Genomic DNA, 17104 nt, shown 5'->3' on the forward strand with positions numbered 1-17104 from the left:
GCTTCAATGTGGAGTCGGGGTGTCGATGATGTCTGTTGTACCGCTGGGCAATGGCAAGCGGTGGCTGGGCGCCACCATCGCGGCGCTCGCGGTCACGACGGCGACGGCGGGCAGCGTGGTCGCGGATCCGGCTCCGGCGGGCAAAGATCTTGTCGTGCTGGGTGATTCATTCTCTGCGAACGACTGGGATCATTTCGAAGGCAAGAACGACTGCAATCGACACGGGGCCACGGCCTGGCCGGTCCAGCTGGCCAAACGGATGGGCGTGTACGGCACCGAGGACGTGTCCGACCCGTCCTGCCCGGGCGCGTCGATCGACAGCGGGCCCGGCTGGACCATGAGTCAGCAGGCGCAGCGGGCGGACAAAGAAGGCGCGTTCGGGCCGGACACCAAGCTGGTGACAGTGCAGTTCGGGATGAACGACAAATGGGGAACATCGGATCAGACGCTGTTCAGTTCCTTGCAGTCCTGCCTGTTCAACCTCGAATTGGGATGTGACCCGGAGGCCGTCGACCAAGGCCGGATGACCGACTACACCGGCGTATCCGGTGCGCTGATGGCCAAGCGCATGAGCAACGCGATCACCTACATCAAGTACTACGCACCGAACGCGCGCATCGTATTCGTCGGATACCCGGAGCTCCTCACCCCGGGAAGCAATGCCATCTGCCTCAGCGTCCTGGGCGTCGCCCCCTTCATCAACCCGCGCGGTCGCGCCTTGGTGGAATTCCTCGACCGGATCGACCTGGCGCAGCGCGAAGCCGCCCAACTACTGGGCATCGAATTCTTCGACGCCCGAGCCCTCACCGCCGGCCACGGCCTCTGCTCCACACAGCCGTGGCTGAACGGAATCCTCGACTTCCGCACCGGCATCGACGGCCTGCCCTTCCACCCGTCGACCGAGGGCGACACCGTGCTCGCGAACGCGATCTACGACCGCTACGGCCGCTGAATGTTGGGCAATGGCAGGCGGTGGTTGTGCGCCACCATCGCGGCGTTCGCGGTCACGACGGGTAGTGCGGTGGCGGATCCGGTTCCGGCAGGCAAAGAGCTTGTGGTGCTGGGTGATTCGTACTCCGCCAACGACTGGAACCATTTCGAATCCGAGCGGAACTGCAATCATCACGGGCCCACGGCCTGGCCGGTCCAGCTGGCCAAACGGATGGGCGTGTACGGGACCGAAGATGTGTCCGACCCGTCGTGCCCGGGTGCGTCGATCGACAGCGGGCCCGGATGGACCATGAGTCAGCAGGCGCTGCGGGCGGATAAAGAAGGCGCGTTCGGACCGAACACCAAGCTGGTGACATTGCAGTTCGGGATGAACGACAAATGGGGAAAATCAGATCGGTCGCTGTGGGATTCCTTGGCGTCCTGCGTGCTCAACGTCGAATTGGGATGTGACCCGGAGGCTGTCGATCAGGGCCGGATGACGGACTACACCGGTGTGTCCGGTGCGCTGATGGCCATGCGAATGAGCAACACGGTCACCTACATCAAGTACTACGCACCGAACGCGCGCATCGTATTCGTCGGCTACCCGGAGCTGTTCACCCCGGGAAGCAGCACCATCTGTCTCAGCATCATGGGGGCTGCGCCGTTCATCAATCCGCGAGGCCGCGCGCTGGTGGAGTACCTCGACCAGATCGACCTGGCGCAGCGCGAAGCCGCCCAGCTGCTGGGCATCGATTTCCTCGATGCGCGAGCCCTCACCGCCGGTCATGGCCTCTGCTCTCAGAGCCCGTGGCTGAACGGGATTCTCGACCCCCGCACCGGGATCGGCGGCTTGCCCTTCCATCCGTCGACCGAGGGCGACACCATGCTCGCGACCGCGATCTACGCCCGCTACGGACGCTGAGTTGTTCACGAGAGGTCGAGCTGAAGGTCAGGCGGGTACGACGCCAACCCGGTTCGCGAGCTTGCCCAGATCGCCTGTCGTGAGATCCCGCTTGGCCGTGCGCATCATGTGGCCGACCAGTTCGCGCACGGGCGGCATGGTGCGCACGTGCTGGGGTGCGGCGTGTTCGGCTCGCAGCAGGGCGTACAGCGAGTCGCGGTAGTTCTTGCGCATGGCGTGCGCCTTGCCGATCTCCACGAAGTACTGAGCCCGCCGCCCTTCGCTGGGCAGATCCGCGGCCGAGAGGGTTGGCGCGAGCGCGAGCACCCGGCCCGGCTCCCGCCGCTCCATCGCCGCCGACATTCGCCACAGTGCCACGTTGGCCGGTCCGAATGATTCATTGCGCGCGACAGACGTATTCGGCTTCGCATCGGCCAGCCGGCCCGCCTGCTCCGCCGCCTCGACCAGGTGGGGTTCCGGATCGGTCCCCATGATGGCAGTGACGATGGACGCCTGAAGGTGCAGCATCCCGTACGTTTCGATCTCGCCGACCGTACGCACCTCGGCGGCGATCCGCTCCGCCGTCCCCATCGTGGTGGCCAGGGCGGCGGGCAGCGCATCGGGGCGGGACAACATGATCTGTCCCCGACTGAAGGCGGCCGCGGCCAGGGGTGCGGCCGCGCCGATCTGATTCGCCGCGCGCTCGGCCTCCTGCGCTGCCGTCCACGCGAGCGCGTGATACCCACGTGCTCGCAGTGCCGACGCGACCCCGTAGGCCACCGTGCCGAGCACATCCCAGGCCCGCTCCGCGTGCTCGCGCTCGGCATCGCGGACATGACGGTAGGCGTCGGTCAGCATCGGCCCGAGCATTGGTCCGAGCGCCGCATAGTCACAGTCGTTGCGGAGCTTCGTAGCCCGCTCCGCCTCGGCGGCGAGTTGGTCCAGGGTGCGCGGTGGCCGAGTGTCAGTGACGTTGCCCTGAGCCCACAGGATCGTCTCCAGATCCGGTACGGCGGTGTGGAATCCGGCGGTGGACGGGTCGAACTTGTCGTGTTCGTGCCCGGTCAGATCACCCAGGGTGACGCCCAGCGCCCCAGCCAGAGTAAGCAGGGTGCGCCGCGAATCCACTGGGCGCTCACCGGATTCGTACTTCGCGATCGCGCCGCGTGAGAGTCCGGTCCGGTCGGCCAGCACCTGTTGCGTGATGCCGCGCCGCTTCCGGATCTCCTTGACCCGCTGCCCGATGAACAGATCTTCGGCGGTCATGCCGCTCCCTCCATGGCGCTGACAAGACACAGATTACGTGCGTCGCCAAGCCTTGTCCCGCAGCGGGACAAAGTCACCTGACCAGGCTGTCAAGGTGAGGGAGCGGGTATCGGCCGCCGGACCGCCGGTGCTCGGTACTCGTCCACGACGGGCAGGCGATCGAAGGGGGTACCGATGGCGACGGGGTCCATGGCGGAGGCGGCAGTCCTGGGCGTGCTCGCGCGGGGCGGGCTGCTGACCGCCCCGCAGATCAGCGAACGGGCCCAGATCACCGGGTGGTCTACCCGCCGGGCAATCGGGCAATTGGAGTCACGAGGCCTGGTGGTGCCGTCGCCGCACGACTCCCGCTGGTCGATCACTCCCCGAGGCCGCGCGGCCTGGGCCACGAAGTTCAGTCGGTACGCGCGATGACCGGCCGAAGTCCCTGGCCCGCAAGGCGATCCGGGATCGGCTACCTCCAGCACGCCGATGGCTCCTGGTCAGTGGTCGGCGCGGACGGGTGGCCGATCCCGATGGACGCCTACTGCATGCAGTTGTGTGAGCTCGAGGTCGACGTGTCCGACCTGAGGGCGCTGGGCCTGGTCGTGACCGAGGTGGAGCCCGCGAGCGCCCATGAAAGCCACTGGAATACACCGGATTTCGAGCGAAGGGAGCTGGACAGATGATTACCCACCTGGCCCACTACGAGACCTCGCTGTTCTGGGGGTGGGTCCTGGCCATGGTTGTTCCCACCGTCGCCCTGCTGCGCCTTGCGCTCTGGTCCGATCGGATGCCGCCGCAGAACAGCGTGGGTGCGATCAGAGCCAGGATCGAACTGGAGCGCCGGGCCACCGCCGCAACGCGCCGAGGTCATCTCGATCAGAGGGAATCGGCCTGCTTGCGTCGTTGCCGAAGCGCGCGCATGGACACCTGCGATCCGCATCCGGGACTGCAATAGCGCGCTGCCCGATTACGGGTGCGATCGATGAAGCCGAAGTGACACGGCGGATTGCAGCATGCCTTGATCCGCATCCAGTCCCCGCGCTGCGCTGTCTCCGTCACCGCCGCGAGAACGCTCCCCAGAACACCGGGGACACCGGTCGATCCGGCGAGAAGTCGCGCCGTCTGCGTGGTGACGACCGTCGTCAGCGGATAGCGGACACCGGCCTGCCGCAGGTACCGTTCCGCCGCGATGACCTGGGCATCAGTGATATCCGGGTCGCTCGCGTGTGTCAGCAACGTCGTGACCAACGCGTCGCGAAGCTCGCGTGCGGCCACCGCGTCGGAGTCGGTCACCACCGTGGCCGCGTCGAGCAGACCTCGCTGGATCGCCCAATGTGCGAATTCCGCAGCCGTGCCGAACATCTCGACGCGCCCCGCGCCGTCAGCTCTGGTGTTGACGAACGACAACACCAGGGCAGCCGCGTCGTCGCTCCACTGCGGTATCTCCACACCTGCACGATACCAACGCCGCCTGCGGTTTAGCTCATTCGGTCGCAACTAGGACAGAAGAACCCCTTGAAATGTTGCGCTCTAAAACATTACGGTCGCAACATGACGAATGAAGGACATACCCCGCGAGTCTGGTTCATCACCGGCGCCTCCTCGGGCATCGGACACGAGCTCGCAATTCAGGCGCTGGCATCCGGTGAAGCTGTCGTCGCGGTAGCTCGACACACCGAAACCCTCGCCGGCCTGGCGCAATCCGAACAGCTGCTCACGATCGAGGCGGACGTGCGCGACGAGCCCGCCGTCATGAAGGCGGTCGAGCAGAGCGTGGCTCGCTTCGGCCGCATCGATGTCGTCGCCAACTTCGCCGGCTACGGGCTCTTCGGGGCGGTCGAGGAAGCATCCGACGCGCAAGCACGGGCGATCTTCGACACCAACGTCTTCGGCGTACTCAACGTCCTACGCGCGACACTGCCGGTGCTGCGCAGCCGACGATCCGGGCACATCCTGCAAGGCTCGTCTTACTACGGACAGACCGCCGACCCCGGCGTCGGGCTGCTCGCCGCCACCAAATACGCCGTCGAGGGTCTCTCCGACGCGCTCGCCGCCGAACTCGCGCCACTCGATATCCACGTCACTCTCGTGCAGCCCGGCCTGACCGCGACACCCTTTCTGTCGAACCTCGCCGCGGCCACCGCAAACCATGCCGACTACGACCAGACGGTACGAACCCTGCAACAGGCGATCGGGGCACTGCCCGCCTCGGCCTTCTCCGCTGTCGATCGCGTAGCCGCAGGCATCCGAACCGCCGTTGCCAGCGACAATCCGCCCCGCCGCCTCGCCCTCGGCATCGCGGGCTCCGACAGCATGCGCTCCGCGCTCACGGCCCGCCTCGACGACCTCGACGAATGGGCCTCCGTCACCAACCTGGTCGATGCCCACACGGGATAGACAACTTCGCAGCGGGGCCACGCGGATCGTCGGACGGGTGAGGTGTTGCGCGCGGTCCCGAGTGAGCAGGAAATGTGACCGAGGTTGAGGTCCAAGCCGTTCGATTGCCGATGCTCGGTGGGGATACGCTGTGCGTTGACCAGGACTTAACGGGTGTTGCTCGGTGCCGGGACGCCGGTGGATGGTGGGCAGCTGATGAGCGAGGACGATCGGTTCCAGACAGTTCGTGACGTGTTCGAACCGGTCACGGAGGAATTGGCCGCAGCCGGGTTCGAGGATGCCGAGGAGATCGGGCGGGGCGGTTTCGGTGTGGTCTATCGCTGCACACAGACCGAGCTGAATCGGACGGTGGCGGTGAAGATCCTGACCGCCGAGCTGGACGCAGAGAACCGGGCGCGGTTCTTCCGGGAGCAGCAAGTGATGGGCCGGCTGACCGGGCATCCGAACATCGTCACGATGCTGCAGGCGGGTACCACCGCGAGCGGACGACCCTATCTGGTGATGCCGTATTACCCGGTCGGATCTCTGGAAGCACGGATCCGCGGGCAGGGTCCACTGCCGGTTGAGACCGTGTTGTGGATCGGGGTGAAGATCGCCGGGGCGCTGGAGAGCGCGCATCGCCTCGGCATCGTGCATCGGGATGTGAAGCCGGGCAATGTGTTGCTGACCGACTACGGCGAGCCCGCGCTGACGGATTTCGGTATCGCGCGGATCGCCGGGGGTTTCGAGACGGCCGCGGGCACTCTGGCCGGGTCGCCGGCGTTCACGGCCCCGGAGGTACTCGAGGGTCGGGCTCCCACCTCGGCTGCGGATGTCTACGGGCTGGGTGCCACCCTGTTCTGTGCGCTGACCGGGCATGCGGCGTTCGAACGTCGCAGTGGAGAGAGCGTGGTGACCCAGTTCCTGCGGATAACCTCCCAGCCGGTGCCGGACCTGCGTGAGCACGGCATCGCCGGCGACATCTCCGCGGTGATCGCGGCGGGGATGAGCCGCGATCCCCTCCAACGGCCGTCGGCAGCCGCGCTGGGGGAGATGATCCAGCGAGTGCAGCGTCACCACGGGTTCACCGGAGGCGAGATGGCGTTGCGCCCCGAGCCGGCCGCGGAACGCCGGGACCACAAGCCCGCCACGCTGGGGTGGTGCCCGCCTGGGCCGCCGATTTCCCGGGGTGCGGGTGGGTTGCCGCTGGAGTTGACCAGTTTCGTCGGTCGCCGCTCCGAGCTGGCCGAGGTGAAGAATCTGCTGTCGACCGCCCGGCTGGTGGTGTTGACCGGGATCGGCGGTGTCGGTAAGACCCGGTTGGCGTTGCGGGTGTCGGCGACCGCGCGGCGGCAGTTCGCCGACGGGGTGTGGTTGGTGGAGTTGGCCGATGTCTCCGACCCGTCGCTGCTGGTCCACGCGGTGGCCGCCACCTTGGGGTTGCGCGATGTGTCGGCGCGGCCGCTGCCCGAGGTGGTGGTCGAGTTTCTGTCCACGCGGGAGTCGCTCCTTGTCTTGGACAACTGCGAGCAGCTGGTGGCGGCGGTGGCGGAGCTGGTCGAGACATGGTTGCTGAACTGTCCGAACCTGCGGATCCTGATCACCAGCCGTGAACCGCTGAATATCGCCGGGGAGGCGGTAGTGCGTGTTTCGCCGCTGACGGTGCCGGATCCGGAATCGTCAGTGCGAGGGCTGCTGCGGTACGACGCGGTCACGCTGTTCGTCGACCGCGCGACCGCGGTCGTGCCGGGCTTCGAACTGTCGGAAGACAACAAGGCCACCGTGGCCCGGATCTGCGCTCGGCTGGACGGGTTACCGCTGGCGATTGAGCTGGCGGCGACGTGGATGCGGATGATGTCGCCCGAGCAGATCCTGCAACGCCTCGACGATCGGTATGCACTGCTGACGCGCGCGAGCCGTACCGCACCCGCACGGCAGCAGACGCTGCAGTGGTGTATCGACTGGAGCTACGAGTTGTGCACCCCGGTCGAGCAGCGGCTGTGGGCCCGGCTGTCGATATTCGCCGGGGGCTACGAACTCGATGCCGCTGAACAGGTTTGCGGCGTCGATCTGGCTCCGGAGAGTGCGCTCGATGAGCTGTCCTCGCTGGTGGACAAGTCGATCGTGATCCGCGACGAGTCGGATGGTGTGGTGTGGTTCCGGATGCTGGAGACACTTCGCGACTACGGCCGGCAGAAGCTGCGCGAGTCCGGTGAGGATCAGCTGTTACGGCGCCGGCACCTCGACTGGTCCCACCGAGTAGCGCTGGCCGCGGAGGCCGGGTGGATCAGCGACCGGCAACCCTACTGGAACGCCAGGCTCGAACGCGGACAACCCAACCTGCGCGACGCGCTCGAATACAGCCTGGCCGAAAACACCGAGCAAGCGGCCGAAGCCGGATTGCAGACCGCCACAGCACTATTCATGTTCTGGACTTTCCGAGGTCTGTACAGCGAGGGTCGCCGTTGGATCGAACGGCTCCTCGACCACCCGGCCCGGCAATCGGTACCCGACCGTGTCAAAGCCCTTCATGCCGGCTGCATCATGGCAGCTGTGCAGGGCGACCTGCCGGCGGCTGCCGCGCTTGCCGAGGAGGGACGCGTGCTCGCCGAACAGGATCCCACCCCGATGACCCAGGCGCTGATCGCTTATGCCGACGGTGTCGTGGCGCTCTATCGCGGTGAGCTTGCTCTGGCGGTCTCCTGCTTGGAACGCGCTGTCAGGATGCTCGGCTCGAATCGGCAAGAATCCCTTCACGCTGCTGCTTTGGCCCGGCTCGGTGGGGTGCACGCACTGGCCGGTGAGACAGAAGTGGCGATCCAGTGTTACCGGCAGTTGATTTCCCTCACCGAAGAGGTCGGTGAATCGTACTTCCGGTCGATAGCGTTGTGGGGCCTGGGCGTTGCCGCCTGGCGGCAAGGTGAGCGCTCCCGGGCAACCGAATTGTTCGAGGACGCACTGCGAGTCAACCGGCGAATGCGCAGTCCGTTCGTTGCCGCGTTGAGCCTCGAGGTGCTGGCCTGGGTCGCCGGCGCCAACGGTGACGCCGGGCGTGCAGCCGTACTGATGGGAGCCGCAGAAGAAGGACGGCGGTCCTTCGGTAACGCATCGCCCATGTTGCCAATGGTGGACAATCACGACGAATGTGTCCGGACAACGCGATCCGCTCTCGGCGCCCGCAGATTCGACGTGGCCTCCGGTAAAGGCCGAGCGATGGGGATGGACGATGCCGTGGCTTACGTACTCGGTGAAAAACCTGCCGACGCTTTGCCCGCATCAGGTCCGGGCAAAGCTCTTACCAAGCGTGAGAGCCAGGTCGCGGACCTCGTCGCGCAAGGGCTCACCAACAAACAGATCGCCGCCAAACTGGTGATCTCCCAACGCACCGCCCAAGGCCACGTCGAGCACATCCTCACCAAACTCGGATTCACCTCCCGAACGCAAATCGCGGCCTGGATCGCGGAAAGCGCTGAACGACAAGTTCATTGACCGTCGGCCAGAAGTCTGTGTGCTGCCTGAACCTGATGGTCCCGATCATGTTGAAGTGGGCCAAGATTGATCGGCCGAATAGCGGGGACCGGATTCGAACCTGCGACCTGTGTCAGGACTCCGCAGCGGTGTCGGCCGGCTCGGCCTCGGTCTCCGGCTGCCGGTGTGCGGCCAGGAACTCGTCGACGATGCGAACGTGGTCGTCGTGGGTGGTGCGGGCGGCTCCGACCAGCCGACCGTAGGCGATCGGGCCGACAAGTTGCGCGACCACCGCGGGCACGTTGTCCGTACCGATCGCCGCACGGCCGTCCTCGGTCGCGAACAACTCTTCGAACGGCTGGCGGTAGTGGTAGTTCAACGCCAGCCGGAACATGTCAGCTTTGCTCAGCTGCGCGCTCAAATCGACCGGGGTGCCGGCGGCGAGCCAGGTCAGGGCCACCTTGCGCACCGGTGCGGCGTGGATGACCTCGGCCTGGCGGTCGAGCAGCTCGATCAGCCGGTCGCGCACCGGCCCCGCGCCGGGTGCGGTTGCTACAGGCACCAGGGCGCGGTGCAGTGCGGCTGTTCCCGCCATGACTCCCTTGCCGAGGTACTGGTACATGGAGTTCTTGGCGGCCTTCTTCCGCTCGCCGTACACGTAGATCGCCAGCGGCTTCAATCCACCCGATTTGACCAGCGTCACCACCGCGCGCAACTGATCGGCCCGTGTCATCGGCGCCTGCGGGGTCTCCGCCTGGCGGGTGTCTTCGGAGGTCTCGGTGGTCATCGGGGTCCTTTCATCCACAACCCGCCGCGACTGCTCCGGCAGGAAATCCACCACCAATCTTACGTACGATCGTTTCACACACTTCGGCACACCTCAGGGTTCGAACCGACTTCCCGCTACCGCTCGAATGGAATTGGAAGCAAGCCCGACTAGCGCATCAGGCGGACGTTCCACGTGTCCAGACGCCGACGCCTAGAACGTCTTCATGGTCCATCGCGGCGGCAACGAGAGCTAGCCAGCCTTGATCCCCTGCACAGCACACACCGACCCTCACCTGCCATTTACGTGCAGGTCGGAGGGAAAACCCGGCCGAACCGCCCCTCGGACAGCCACATCCAGACCGCCAGTCCGATCTGCCTGATTGCTGCCATCAGCCGCCAAGACTCCGAGGCAGCCGGATACCGCGCCCTGTAACAAACCAATCCGGCTGCAGTCCATCGCCAGAATCCCCCAGCTGCCTCTCCCAATCTCGGAACGCCGGAACGCACGCTATTGCCGCTGATCGTGCTGACCGCAGCGGTCAGCGCGTGGTGTCGGAAGATCAACTGGCCGTGCCGATCCGAGGCCGGGGGAACGTCCGCAACTGCCGATGAGCGAGCTTCAGCTCCGAGGCAGAATGGGATCGGGTGATGGGTTTCTCTGGCTGGTTGCCACCGTCTCTCATCCTGGCGTTTCGGTAGGCGCCTGTCCGGTGTGTGCAGGCACTTGCGACAGAGTCGTGACAGCGCCCGCATCGTTGCCCGGCCATCGGCGCCGGCGACTACGAATCACCCTCCGAAGAACAATGAGCGACACATCGCGAGAGAGGAGACCCGTCGTGCCCAACTCCAACGATCCGATGGCGGTGGTGCGCCAGTATGTCGACGCTTTCAACAACGGTGACGAGAAGGCGATGGCGGCAGCCTGCGCTGACCCGATGCAGATTCTGGACGGAATGTCGCCACATGTGTGGCAAGGGCCGACAGCCGCGGAGGAGTGGTGGAGGGCTGTGCTTGCTGAGGGCGAGCACGTCGGGGTTTCCGGCTATCGCATGGATCTCGGTGAGCCACGACATGTCGACGTCACCGGCGACTTCGGGTATGTCGTCGTTCCGTGCACCCTCTCGTTCAACCTTCAGGGCGAGCGGGTCACCCAAACCGGCGCGGTCTTCACTGTGGCATTGGGCAAGGTCGGCACCGACTGGCGCTTGACGGCCTGGGCTTGGGCAAAAGGATAAGAGGCGCTTGCGACTCTACGATGACGCCGATGCACTGTCATGCCGCATACCGCGCTGTCAGAACGGGCCACCGCAGGTGCGCCGAAGATCAACAGGCTGAGGCGATCTGAGGCCCAGAGAACGTTCGCTACTGCTCGATGACCGAGCGTCCATTCGTCGGTGAGATGCGCAAGTATGGCGGGATGGCGAGCGACAACTTCATGCTGATCCACGATGCCGAGCTCCTTGCGCAGGGCGAACGGGTTCTCGGTGCCGAGTTCACAGCGATGCACGAGCGGGTTGTGCAGGTCACGGAGTTGACCTCCCGTCTCAACATCCTGCCCTTCGACGACGAGACCGGAAAGGCAGCCCTGCTCGAACAGATCCTGGGCCGCCCTCTCCCCGCAGGAGTCACGATTTACCCGCCCTTCTACACCGACCATGGACTGCACCTGGACTTGGCCGAGCGCGTGTTCATCAATCAGGGGTGTACTTTCCTGGACTACGCCGGTATTCGGTTGGGTAGGGGCGTGATGATCGGCCCGAAGGCCACATTCATCACCATGGGCCACCCGGTAGACCCGGAGGAACGGCGCCGATTCCTCACCGGTGCACCGATCGATGTGGCGGAGAACGTATGGATCGGTGCCGGGGCAATGATCCTGCCCGGGGTCAGCATCGGGCGTGACGCGGTGGTCGCCGCAGGTGCAGTCGTGGCCGATGACGTGCCGGCGAGGAGCTTGGTGGCTGGCCCCAAGGCCGCGGTGCGCCGAGATTGGTAGCGCGAGGCAGCAGCGGTTCCACTTTGCTGCTGAACGCACGAACTGCCGCATACCGCGCTGACCGAACCGGCCAGCGCGACGGAAGATAACGGGCCGTTACTGATCCGAGGCCGGCGGAACGTCCGCAATTGCCGAGGACCGTGCTGGAACTAGATCAAGGCTGGGTGCAGGCATGTTCGCGATTGAACGAGCCGACGCTTCCGGTGCCGGTGGGGAGGTTGCGGGTGGCGTCTGCGTATGCCTCGCCCGGGGTCGCCCCCTTACCGAAGCCCACGATCGGGAACCCTGCGACGATCGCGAGCGGACTCGTCACGACTGCACCGCAGCCGTTCGCGAACGTCACCATCATCCGGCAGTCGATGATGCCTTGACCCTTGCACGCTCGGTCGGCGGCTCGAATGGCGTCGGCTTCGGTCGGGTGGTTGACCGAAAACGCGTAGACGTTGCCCCACGCGCTGAGGGAAACGGCGCCCCAGTTGACCGGGTCGGCGGAGGCAGGCGGTGCCGCAAGAAGGGCAGCGGCGCTCACCGAGAGGGCGGCGGCCGCAAAGGATTTGTTGAACAAGTGGCGTGCTTCCTCTGCGCGCCGACCAGGGTGCGGCGATCGCATGGAAGATACCGCAGCGCATGGACTCGAGATCGCCCCAAGTCTTGGGGGCACGGCAAAGACCATCACGAACTGCGGTGTTCGTGACGGATCTGCGGAAACCGATCCAGTCGCCCTTGGCTGCGGGAGCGCCCTCGTCGGTGGCCATCGCCTCGCGCAGCGACGGACGCGGTCAACTATGACGACGTGTGGCCCGGGCGAGAGCCGCGGCTGCGGCGGATTCGGTCCTCCCTCGACGAGGTCGCCTTGCCGAACACACTCTCCTGCCGCTGATCGCTCGACCTGGCCGCCTGCCCAGTCCTCCCAACCGTCTCATACTGGCCGCCCTCAGCAGGGGGAGGGCGAGTCAAGGGTGCTGTAGCTCTGTTGTGCAGCAACGGATTTGGCCGATCTCTGCTGAAGGGAGCCAAGATCGATCAGCCAAGCGGCAGAATCGATGCATGGCTGATCTCACACTGACCCCGGAGCGGCGGAGTGAGCTCGCCGCTCTACTCGGTGACGAGCAGCGATTGCGCGCTCAGTATCCAAAGGTCGCGGAGTACCTGGAGACGGCGCCGATGCTGCCGGGCACGGGTGATCAGCAAGCCGACGCAGCATTCGACCTGAAGTTCGTGCACTACATGACGGGCGGCGAGTCTCCGAGTGGAAATCCGTACTGGGACATCGTGGAGTCGGCAGTTTCAGAGCGAGATGGGCGATGGGTCGTGGACGGCGGCAAACCGTCCGGGAGTGCCCGCCTCGCGTTCGCGCAGACAATCCTCCAGGCCGCATACGCGTACGCCATACCCTCGCCCGAAACAGTCGCGTGGGTCCGGAAGTTCTGTGAAGGCGGTCTGCTAGTGGAACTAGGTGCGGGACGCGGGTATTGGGCGGCGCAGCTGGAACACGCGGGGATGAAGGTAGACGCCTATGACTCGGAACCGCCAGATATCACCGACAACATCTCGTTCCCTGGCGCTGCCGGTCAGCGTGACATCTGGCACAGTGTCGGCGACTTGGGGCAGTACTCGGCCCGGACCGCGGGGAACGCCGATCACACGCTACTGATGTGCTGGCCGCCCGGATGGGGAAGCCCGATGGCCTCCGGGGCCCTTGCGAAGTTCGCGGCGCGCGGAGGGCAGCGGCTGATCTTCATCGGTGAACCGAAGGGCGGCAAGACTGGTGATGACGCCTTCTTCGATGTCCTGGCGGAAGGGTGGGAGCTTAAATCGGCTCCACTCCAATATGTTTCATGGTGGAATCTATCCGATGTTGCCCAGGGGTGGGTGCGCCGGTAGTCGATGTCAGGTCATGATGTCGCTGCATCAGCAAGGCATCTTGCCCCCGATGACGATGTGATCACTTGCGGCAGCGGCCGTTCGGCTATTGGGCGGGGCCGGATGGGTGATGGTCGTGGTGGGCGGGCTGGTCGTTGGGTGCGCCGCCCATCATGTGCAGCATCGGGATGCCGCCGGTGCGGACGAATCGCAGGACGAGCAGTGCGGTGAGGAGGAGGAAGGCGAGGTTGAGCCAGGTGGTGTAGTTCCAGCGGATGCCTTCGGCCATCACCATGGCGTTGCGTTCACCCGGGATGAGACCGGTTGTGCCGAAGAGGATCTCGACGAGGTAGCCGGCGCCGACCATGGCGGCGTAGAAGGTGCCCAGCAGGGTGAGCATCATGCGGGTGCCGTAGTACTTGCGGTAGATATTGAGGATCGGCAGGATCAACAGGTCCGCGTAGATGAACGCGATGACGCCGCCGAAGCTGATGCCGCCGTTCCACAGCACCGCCGCCAACGGCACGTTGCCGATCGAGCAGACGAACGACAGGATCGCCACCAGCGGACCGACGATCGGGCTCCAGATCGCCGAGGCCAGCGGGTGGTCGGTCAGGAAGAACTTCTGCCAGAACGTATCCGGCACCCAGGCGCCGATCGCCCCCGCGATCAGCAGGCCGATGACCAGGTCGCGCAGGATGGCAGCCCACTCCATCACGAAGACGTGGGATACGGCGGTCATGCCCTGCTTGGAGAAGAGCCGCCGCAGGAAGGGGCCTTCGGCGGGTACCGACATGTCCATGGCGGCATGGCCTTCCATGGATCCGGCCAGCCCTTTGTTCGCCTGCTCGCGGGCGGCGTCGACGAGCCGGGAGCGCATGAACAGCCGGAACAGCACCGCCAACAGCACGATCATGATGGGTCCGCCGACGAATTCGGCGGCGGTGAACTGCCACCCCATGAGCAGGGCGAGGATGATGCCGAGTTCGACGACCAGGTTGGTGGAGCCGATCTCGAAGGCCATGGCCGCGGTGAAGTTCGCGCCTTTGCGGAACAGTGACCGTGCCAGCGCCACGGCGGCATACGAGCACGACGAGGAAGCCGCGCCCAATCCGGCGGCGACGGCGAGGGTGCGGGGACTGTCGTCACCCAGCAGTCGCACGATCGTGGACTTGCGCACCACGGCCTGCACCATCGCCGACAGCGCGAAGCCGAGAATCAACGCCCACAGAATCTCCCAGGTCATCGATCCGGCCAACGCCAGGGCGTGTCCGATAGCGCTCATCGCCGCTTCGTCCCATCCTCTTCGCCCCCACGACCGAACAATCGCGACCCTATACCCGCCAGGGGTATTAATCAATCACTGCTGCCACTCGATTGGGGGAAGCGGAGATGGGGAGCTGGGGCGGCCGCAAGGGGTTACGGCAAGGCGACGGCGATGGTCATGTCGTCGTGGCGCTTGGAACGTGGCTGGATCTGGCCATCCGGATCGCGGTCGGCTTCCCAATGTCGACCACGTTCGAGGAGTTGCCGCAGTCCGGTGGTGTCCATCTTCGCGATGTCCGGCCAAGAGGTCTCCAGTAGCGGGAGGGAGCTTGCGGCTCCGTCGGTAGCGAGCACGACCCACGGGACTGATTCAACTGGGTAGCGGGCGGTTACGGCGTGATATGCGGCATCGGGTTCGGTCTCGGCGATCCAGTAGCCACCGGCTTGGTTCCGGTGCTCTAGTTGCTTGCGTTGGAGCACTCGGAGTAGGCCGCGGTGGGTCTCGTCGTAACCGGTGCCGGAGGCAAGCCTGTTTCGGTACTGCGTGGACTCCGGCAGATTGAGGTCGTTGATGCGGGTGTCGGTGACGATGTCAAAGCCGTTGTCAGCTCGGCCGACGATCACCGGGGAATCACCGAGAGTGAGGATCTCGGCGATGTTGTCACATACCCGAAGCAGTGCGACCGTGCTCGATGGAGCGCCGCCGGAATGCAGCTGGAGGTGATCCGCAGTAGCGGCAATGGCCCCGGCGAGAATGCCCCGCAGATCCCCGGGGCGGTCGATCCGACTGCAGAGCTCGGCGCCAAGGGTATCCACGTACTCGCGAGCGGCTGGCATGGCTGGGTCATGCGCGGTGGCTCCGTCGAGCACAATCACGCCGTGATCGGTGACGAATACCCGGTCCTCGTCCGCTAGCGCGGGAAGCTGAGCCGCGGTGACCTTCATGAGCGCTCCGAGTATGGGCCGGCGACCAAACGGCTTTCGGTCACGGCGAAGTCGGCATCGAAGTCGCATTCGACTACTCCGCTGATGAATGTCGAGGACGAGCTGAACACCTCGCTCAGATTCCGATCCAGCCAATGCGCCACGCCGAGCGATCCGATGCTGGTGATGCCCGCGATGTGAACGAGTACGCGCCCAGGCTCTCGGCGCCGGGAGAAGTAGCCGAGGTCAGTTCGAACCGAGCTATCGCGGTGGTATGGAGAGCGGTGGCGGTTACCGCTCCGTGTATCGGTGATCCACCAGGCCTCCTCGGTGCGCTCGAAGTCGAGCACCGGATCGGCATCGAGCAGATGTCGCCCAACAGGCGTGGATTTCGGCCCGCAGATAATCACCGAGTCACCTGCCGGCGGCTCGGACATGTCTGGATCGATCGCAAACCGGCTGTTGGCCAATGAAAGCCGTGTCAGCGTGCCCTCGATGACCTCACGGGTGGCCTCGTCGTTCGCGTCGAAGAACGGGCGCTCACGCCCCTCCTCGAACCCAAATCGTCGGGGGATGCCCACGGTCACTGGGCCAACCCCGAAGAAGGCGCGTTCAGGGCCGGGCGCGGTAGATCGAATCTGGCTGATGCGCCCTTTAGTGATGCCGAGTTGATCGGCAATCTCGGTGTAGCTCAGGCCATTTCGATGGGCTTCCTCGATGGCGGCCTTGCGGAGACGTGCAAGTTCGGTAGCGCGCTGTTGGTAGATGATCATGAGCTCGGCGGCTCGCTGACCGCGCCGAATGGGATCCGGGTCGTTCCGGACCTGTTCGAACTCCTCGGCGGTAGCCACGGGTACGAGTTTAGAGGCCCTTTACGGCGGGTGTCCGTTAGGCGTATGCTCCTGTTTACCCCTTCTAAACCACACCTCTGACCGTCCGATTCGTGAGTTTAGAGGGGGTAAACACTGGAAGCTTTGACTAGGGGGTCGTCGTGCGGGTCCGTAAGTCAACGAAGTTCTCCGCAATCCGTCCGTCTGAGTAGCGATGGCAACCGGGTCTATGGCGGAGGCGGCGGTGTTGGGCGTGCTCGCGCCCGGCGGGATGCTGACCGCCGCCCAGATCAGCGAACAGGCCCGGATCACCGGGTGGTCCACTCGCCGGGCGATCGGGCAACTGGAGTCACGTGGTCTGGTGATGGCCGCGCCATACGCCTCCCGCTGGTCGATCACCCCCAGGGGACACGCGGCTTGGACCACGAAGTTCAGGAGGTACGCCCAATGAGCCGCCGAAGGTCTTGGCCCGCAAGACAATCCGCGCCGCCCGGTATCGAGTCCGGAGGTCGCTACCTCCAGGGCTCGGAT

17 protein-coding genes are annotated in these 17104 nt (G+C 65.4%); 10 read left to right on the forward strand and 7 right to left on the reverse strand.

What is annotated here, in order from left to right; genetic code table 11:
* The first annotated feature begins 28 nt into the window (after positions 1–28).
* Positions 29–952: an SGNH/GDSL hydrolase family protein gene (locus ACYVKL_RS09250; RefSeq protein ID WP_379168345.1), complete on the forward strand. Its 924-nt coding sequence runs from the start codon at positions 29–31 to the stop codon at positions 950–952.
* Complete coding sequence (locus ACYVKL_RS09255) at positions 953–1855, forward strand: SGNH/GDSL hydrolase family protein (RefSeq protein ID WP_379168347.1); 903 nt, start codon at positions 953–955, stop codon at positions 1853–1855.
* Positions 1856–1882: 27 nt separating this feature from the next.
* On the opposite strand, the gene ACYVKL_RS09260 is transcribed toward ACYVKL_RS09255, so the two are convergent.
* The gene (locus ACYVKL_RS09260) at positions 1883–3100 is read right to left on the reverse strand and encodes a helix-turn-helix domain-containing protein (protein ID WP_379168349.1); all 1218 of its coding nucleotides are present in this window, start codon (positions 3098–3100) and stop codon (positions 1883–1885) included.
* Positions 3101–3274: 174 nt separating this feature from the next.
* Here ACYVKL_RS09260 and ACYVKL_RS09265 point away from each other — a divergent pair, with 174 nt between their 5' ends.
* Positions 3275–3511: a MarR family transcriptional regulator gene (locus tag ACYVKL_RS09265; protein WP_379168352.1), complete on the forward strand. Its 237-nt coding sequence runs from the start codon at positions 3275–3277 to the stop codon at positions 3509–3511.
* The gene (locus ACYVKL_RS09270) at positions 3508–3765 is read left to right on the forward strand and encodes a hypothetical protein (protein WP_379168354.1); all 258 of its coding nucleotides are present in this window, start codon (positions 3508–3510) and stop codon (positions 3763–3765) included. The genes ACYVKL_RS09265 and ACYVKL_RS09270 overlap by 4 nt, the downstream gene beginning before the upstream one ends.
* Before the next feature lie 193 nt (positions 3766–3958).
* Here the strand turns inward: ACYVKL_RS09270 and ACYVKL_RS09275 are convergent, their stop codons facing one another.
* Complete coding sequence (locus tag ACYVKL_RS09275; protein ID WP_379168356.1) at positions 3959–4492, reverse strand: CGNR zinc finger domain-containing protein; 534 nt, start codon at positions 4490–4492, stop codon at positions 3959–3961.
* 141 nt (positions 4493–4633) lie between these two features.
* On the opposite strand from ACYVKL_RS09275, the gene ACYVKL_RS09280 reads away from it, so the two are divergent.
* Positions 4634–5479, forward strand: coding sequence for an SDR family NAD(P)-dependent oxidoreductase (locus ACYVKL_RS09280; protein WP_379168358.1), 846 nt, complete (start codon positions 4634–4636; stop codon positions 5477–5479).
* 195 nt (positions 5480–5674) lie between these two features.
* Positions 5675–8947, forward strand: a complete 3273-nt coding sequence (locus tag ACYVKL_RS09285; RefSeq protein ID WP_379168360.1) for a protein kinase domain-containing protein — start codon at positions 5675–5677, stop codon at positions 8945–8947.
* A gap of 112 nt (positions 8948–9059) precedes the next feature.
* On the opposite strand, the gene ACYVKL_RS09290 is transcribed toward ACYVKL_RS09285, so the two are convergent.
* Positions 9060–9713: a hypothetical protein gene (locus ACYVKL_RS09290; RefSeq protein ID WP_379168362.1), complete on the reverse strand. Its 654-nt coding sequence runs from the start codon at positions 9711–9713 to the stop codon at positions 9060–9062.
* An 817-nt stretch (positions 9714–10530) separates the two neighbouring features.
* Here ACYVKL_RS09290 and ACYVKL_RS09295 point away from each other — a divergent pair.
* Complete coding sequence (locus ACYVKL_RS09295; protein WP_379168364.1) at positions 10531–10929, forward strand: nuclear transport factor 2 family protein; 399 nt, start codon at positions 10531–10533, stop codon at positions 10927–10929.
* Positions 10930–11066: 137 nt separating this feature from the next.
* Entirely contained in the window at positions 11067–11690 is a 624-nt protein-coding gene (locus ACYVKL_RS09300) for a DapH/DapD/GlmU-related protein (RefSeq protein ID WP_379168366.1), read from the forward strand.
* 154 nt (positions 11691–11844) lie between these two features.
* On the opposite strand, the gene ACYVKL_RS09305 is transcribed toward ACYVKL_RS09300, so the two are convergent.
* Positions 11845–12255, reverse strand: a complete 411-nt coding sequence (locus ACYVKL_RS09305; protein WP_379168368.1) for a DUF4189 domain-containing protein — start codon at positions 12253–12255, stop codon at positions 11845–11847.
* Positions 12256–12737: 482 nt separating this feature from the next.
* Between ACYVKL_RS09305 and ACYVKL_RS09310 the strand changes: the two genes are divergently transcribed.
* Positions 12738–13574: a hypothetical protein gene (locus ACYVKL_RS09310; protein ID WP_379168370.1), complete on the forward strand. Its 837-nt coding sequence runs from the start codon at positions 12738–12740 to the stop codon at positions 13572–13574.
* 85 nt (positions 13575–13659) lie between these two features.
* Here the strand turns inward: ACYVKL_RS09310 and ACYVKL_RS09315 are convergent, their stop codons facing one another.
* From ACYVKL_RS09315 to ACYVKL_RS09325, 3 genes are all read right to left on the reverse strand, one after another.
* Complete coding sequence (locus ACYVKL_RS09315) at positions 13660–14838, reverse strand: permease (protein WP_379168372.1); 1179 nt, start codon at positions 14836–14838, stop codon at positions 13660–13662.
* Between the two features lie 134 nt (positions 14839–14972).
* The gene (locus ACYVKL_RS09320; RefSeq protein ID WP_379168374.1) at positions 14973–15764 is read right to left on the reverse strand and encodes a PP2C family serine/threonine-protein phosphatase; all 792 of its coding nucleotides are present in this window, start codon (positions 15762–15764) and stop codon (positions 14973–14975) included.
* Positions 15761–16594 (reverse strand): sigma-70 RNA polymerase sigma factor region 4 domain-containing protein, encoded by an 834-nt coding sequence (locus ACYVKL_RS09325; RefSeq protein ID WP_379168376.1) that lies wholly within the window; start codon positions 16592–16594, stop codon positions 15761–15763. The genes ACYVKL_RS09320 and ACYVKL_RS09325 overlap by 4 nt, the downstream gene beginning before the upstream one ends.
* 193 nt (positions 16595–16787) lie before the next feature.
* Here ACYVKL_RS09325 and ACYVKL_RS09330 point away from each other — a divergent pair, with 193 nt between their 5' ends.
* A complete protein-coding gene (locus tag ACYVKL_RS09330; RefSeq protein WP_379168378.1) occupies positions 16788–17024 on the forward strand; it encodes a MarR family transcriptional regulator in 237 nt (78 codons plus the stop codon).
* Positions 17025–17104 lie beyond the last annotated feature (80 nt).

The sequence above is a fragment of the Nocardia tengchongensis genome, from assembly GCF_054781395.1.

What these genes read in the sequence shown, in the direction of transcription:
- ACYVKL_RS09250 (WP_379168345.1), top strand. Translation starts at nt 29, where the DNA reads ATGTCTGTTGTACCGCTGGGCAATGGCAAGCGGTGGCTGGGCGCCACC.
- ACYVKL_RS09315 (WP_379168372.1), bottom strand. Translation starts at nt 14,838, where the DNA reads ATGAGCGCTATCGGACACGCCCTGGCGTTGGCCGGATCGATGACCTGG.
- ACYVKL_RS09255 (WP_379168347.1), top strand. Translation starts at nt 953, where the DNA reads ATGTTGGGCAATGGCAGGCGGTGGTTGTGCGCCACCATCGCGGCGTTC.
- ACYVKL_RS09270 (WP_379168354.1), top strand. Translation starts at nt 3,508, where the DNA reads ATGACCGGCCGAAGTCCCTGGCCCGCAAGGCGATCCGGGATCGGCTAC.
- ACYVKL_RS09300 (WP_379168366.1), top strand. Translation starts at nt 11,067, where the DNA reads ATGACCGAGCGTCCATTCGTCGGTGAGATGCGCAAGTATGGCGGGATG.
- ACYVKL_RS09320 (WP_379168374.1), bottom strand. Translation starts at nt 15,764, where the DNA reads ATGAAGGTCACCGCGGCTCAGCTTCCCGCGCTAGCGGACGAGGACCGG.
- ACYVKL_RS09260 (WP_379168349.1), bottom strand. Translation starts at nt 3,100, where the DNA reads ATGACCGCCGAAGATCTGTTCATCGGGCAGCGGGTCAAGGAGATCCGG.
- ACYVKL_RS09310 (WP_379168370.1), top strand. Translation starts at nt 12,738, where the DNA reads ATGGCTGATCTCACACTGACCCCGGAGCGGCGGAGTGAGCTCGCCGCT.
- ACYVKL_RS09330 (WP_379168378.1), top strand. Translation starts at nt 16,788, where the DNA reads ATGGCAACCGGGTCTATGGCGGAGGCGGCGGTGTTGGGCGTGCTCGCG.
- ACYVKL_RS09285 (WP_379168360.1), top strand. Translation starts at nt 5,675, where the DNA reads ATGAGCGAGGACGATCGGTTCCAGACAGTTCGTGACGTGTTCGAACCG.
- ACYVKL_RS09280 (WP_379168358.1), top strand. Translation starts at nt 4,634, where the DNA reads ATGACGAATGAAGGACATACCCCGCGAGTCTGGTTCATCACCGGCGCC.
- ACYVKL_RS09265 (WP_379168352.1), top strand. Translation starts at nt 3,275, where the DNA reads ATGGCGACGGGGTCCATGGCGGAGGCGGCAGTCCTGGGCGTGCTCGCG.
- ACYVKL_RS09290 (WP_379168362.1), bottom strand. Translation starts at nt 9,713, where the DNA reads ATGACCACCGAGACCTCCGAAGACACCCGCCAGGCGGAGACCCCGCAG.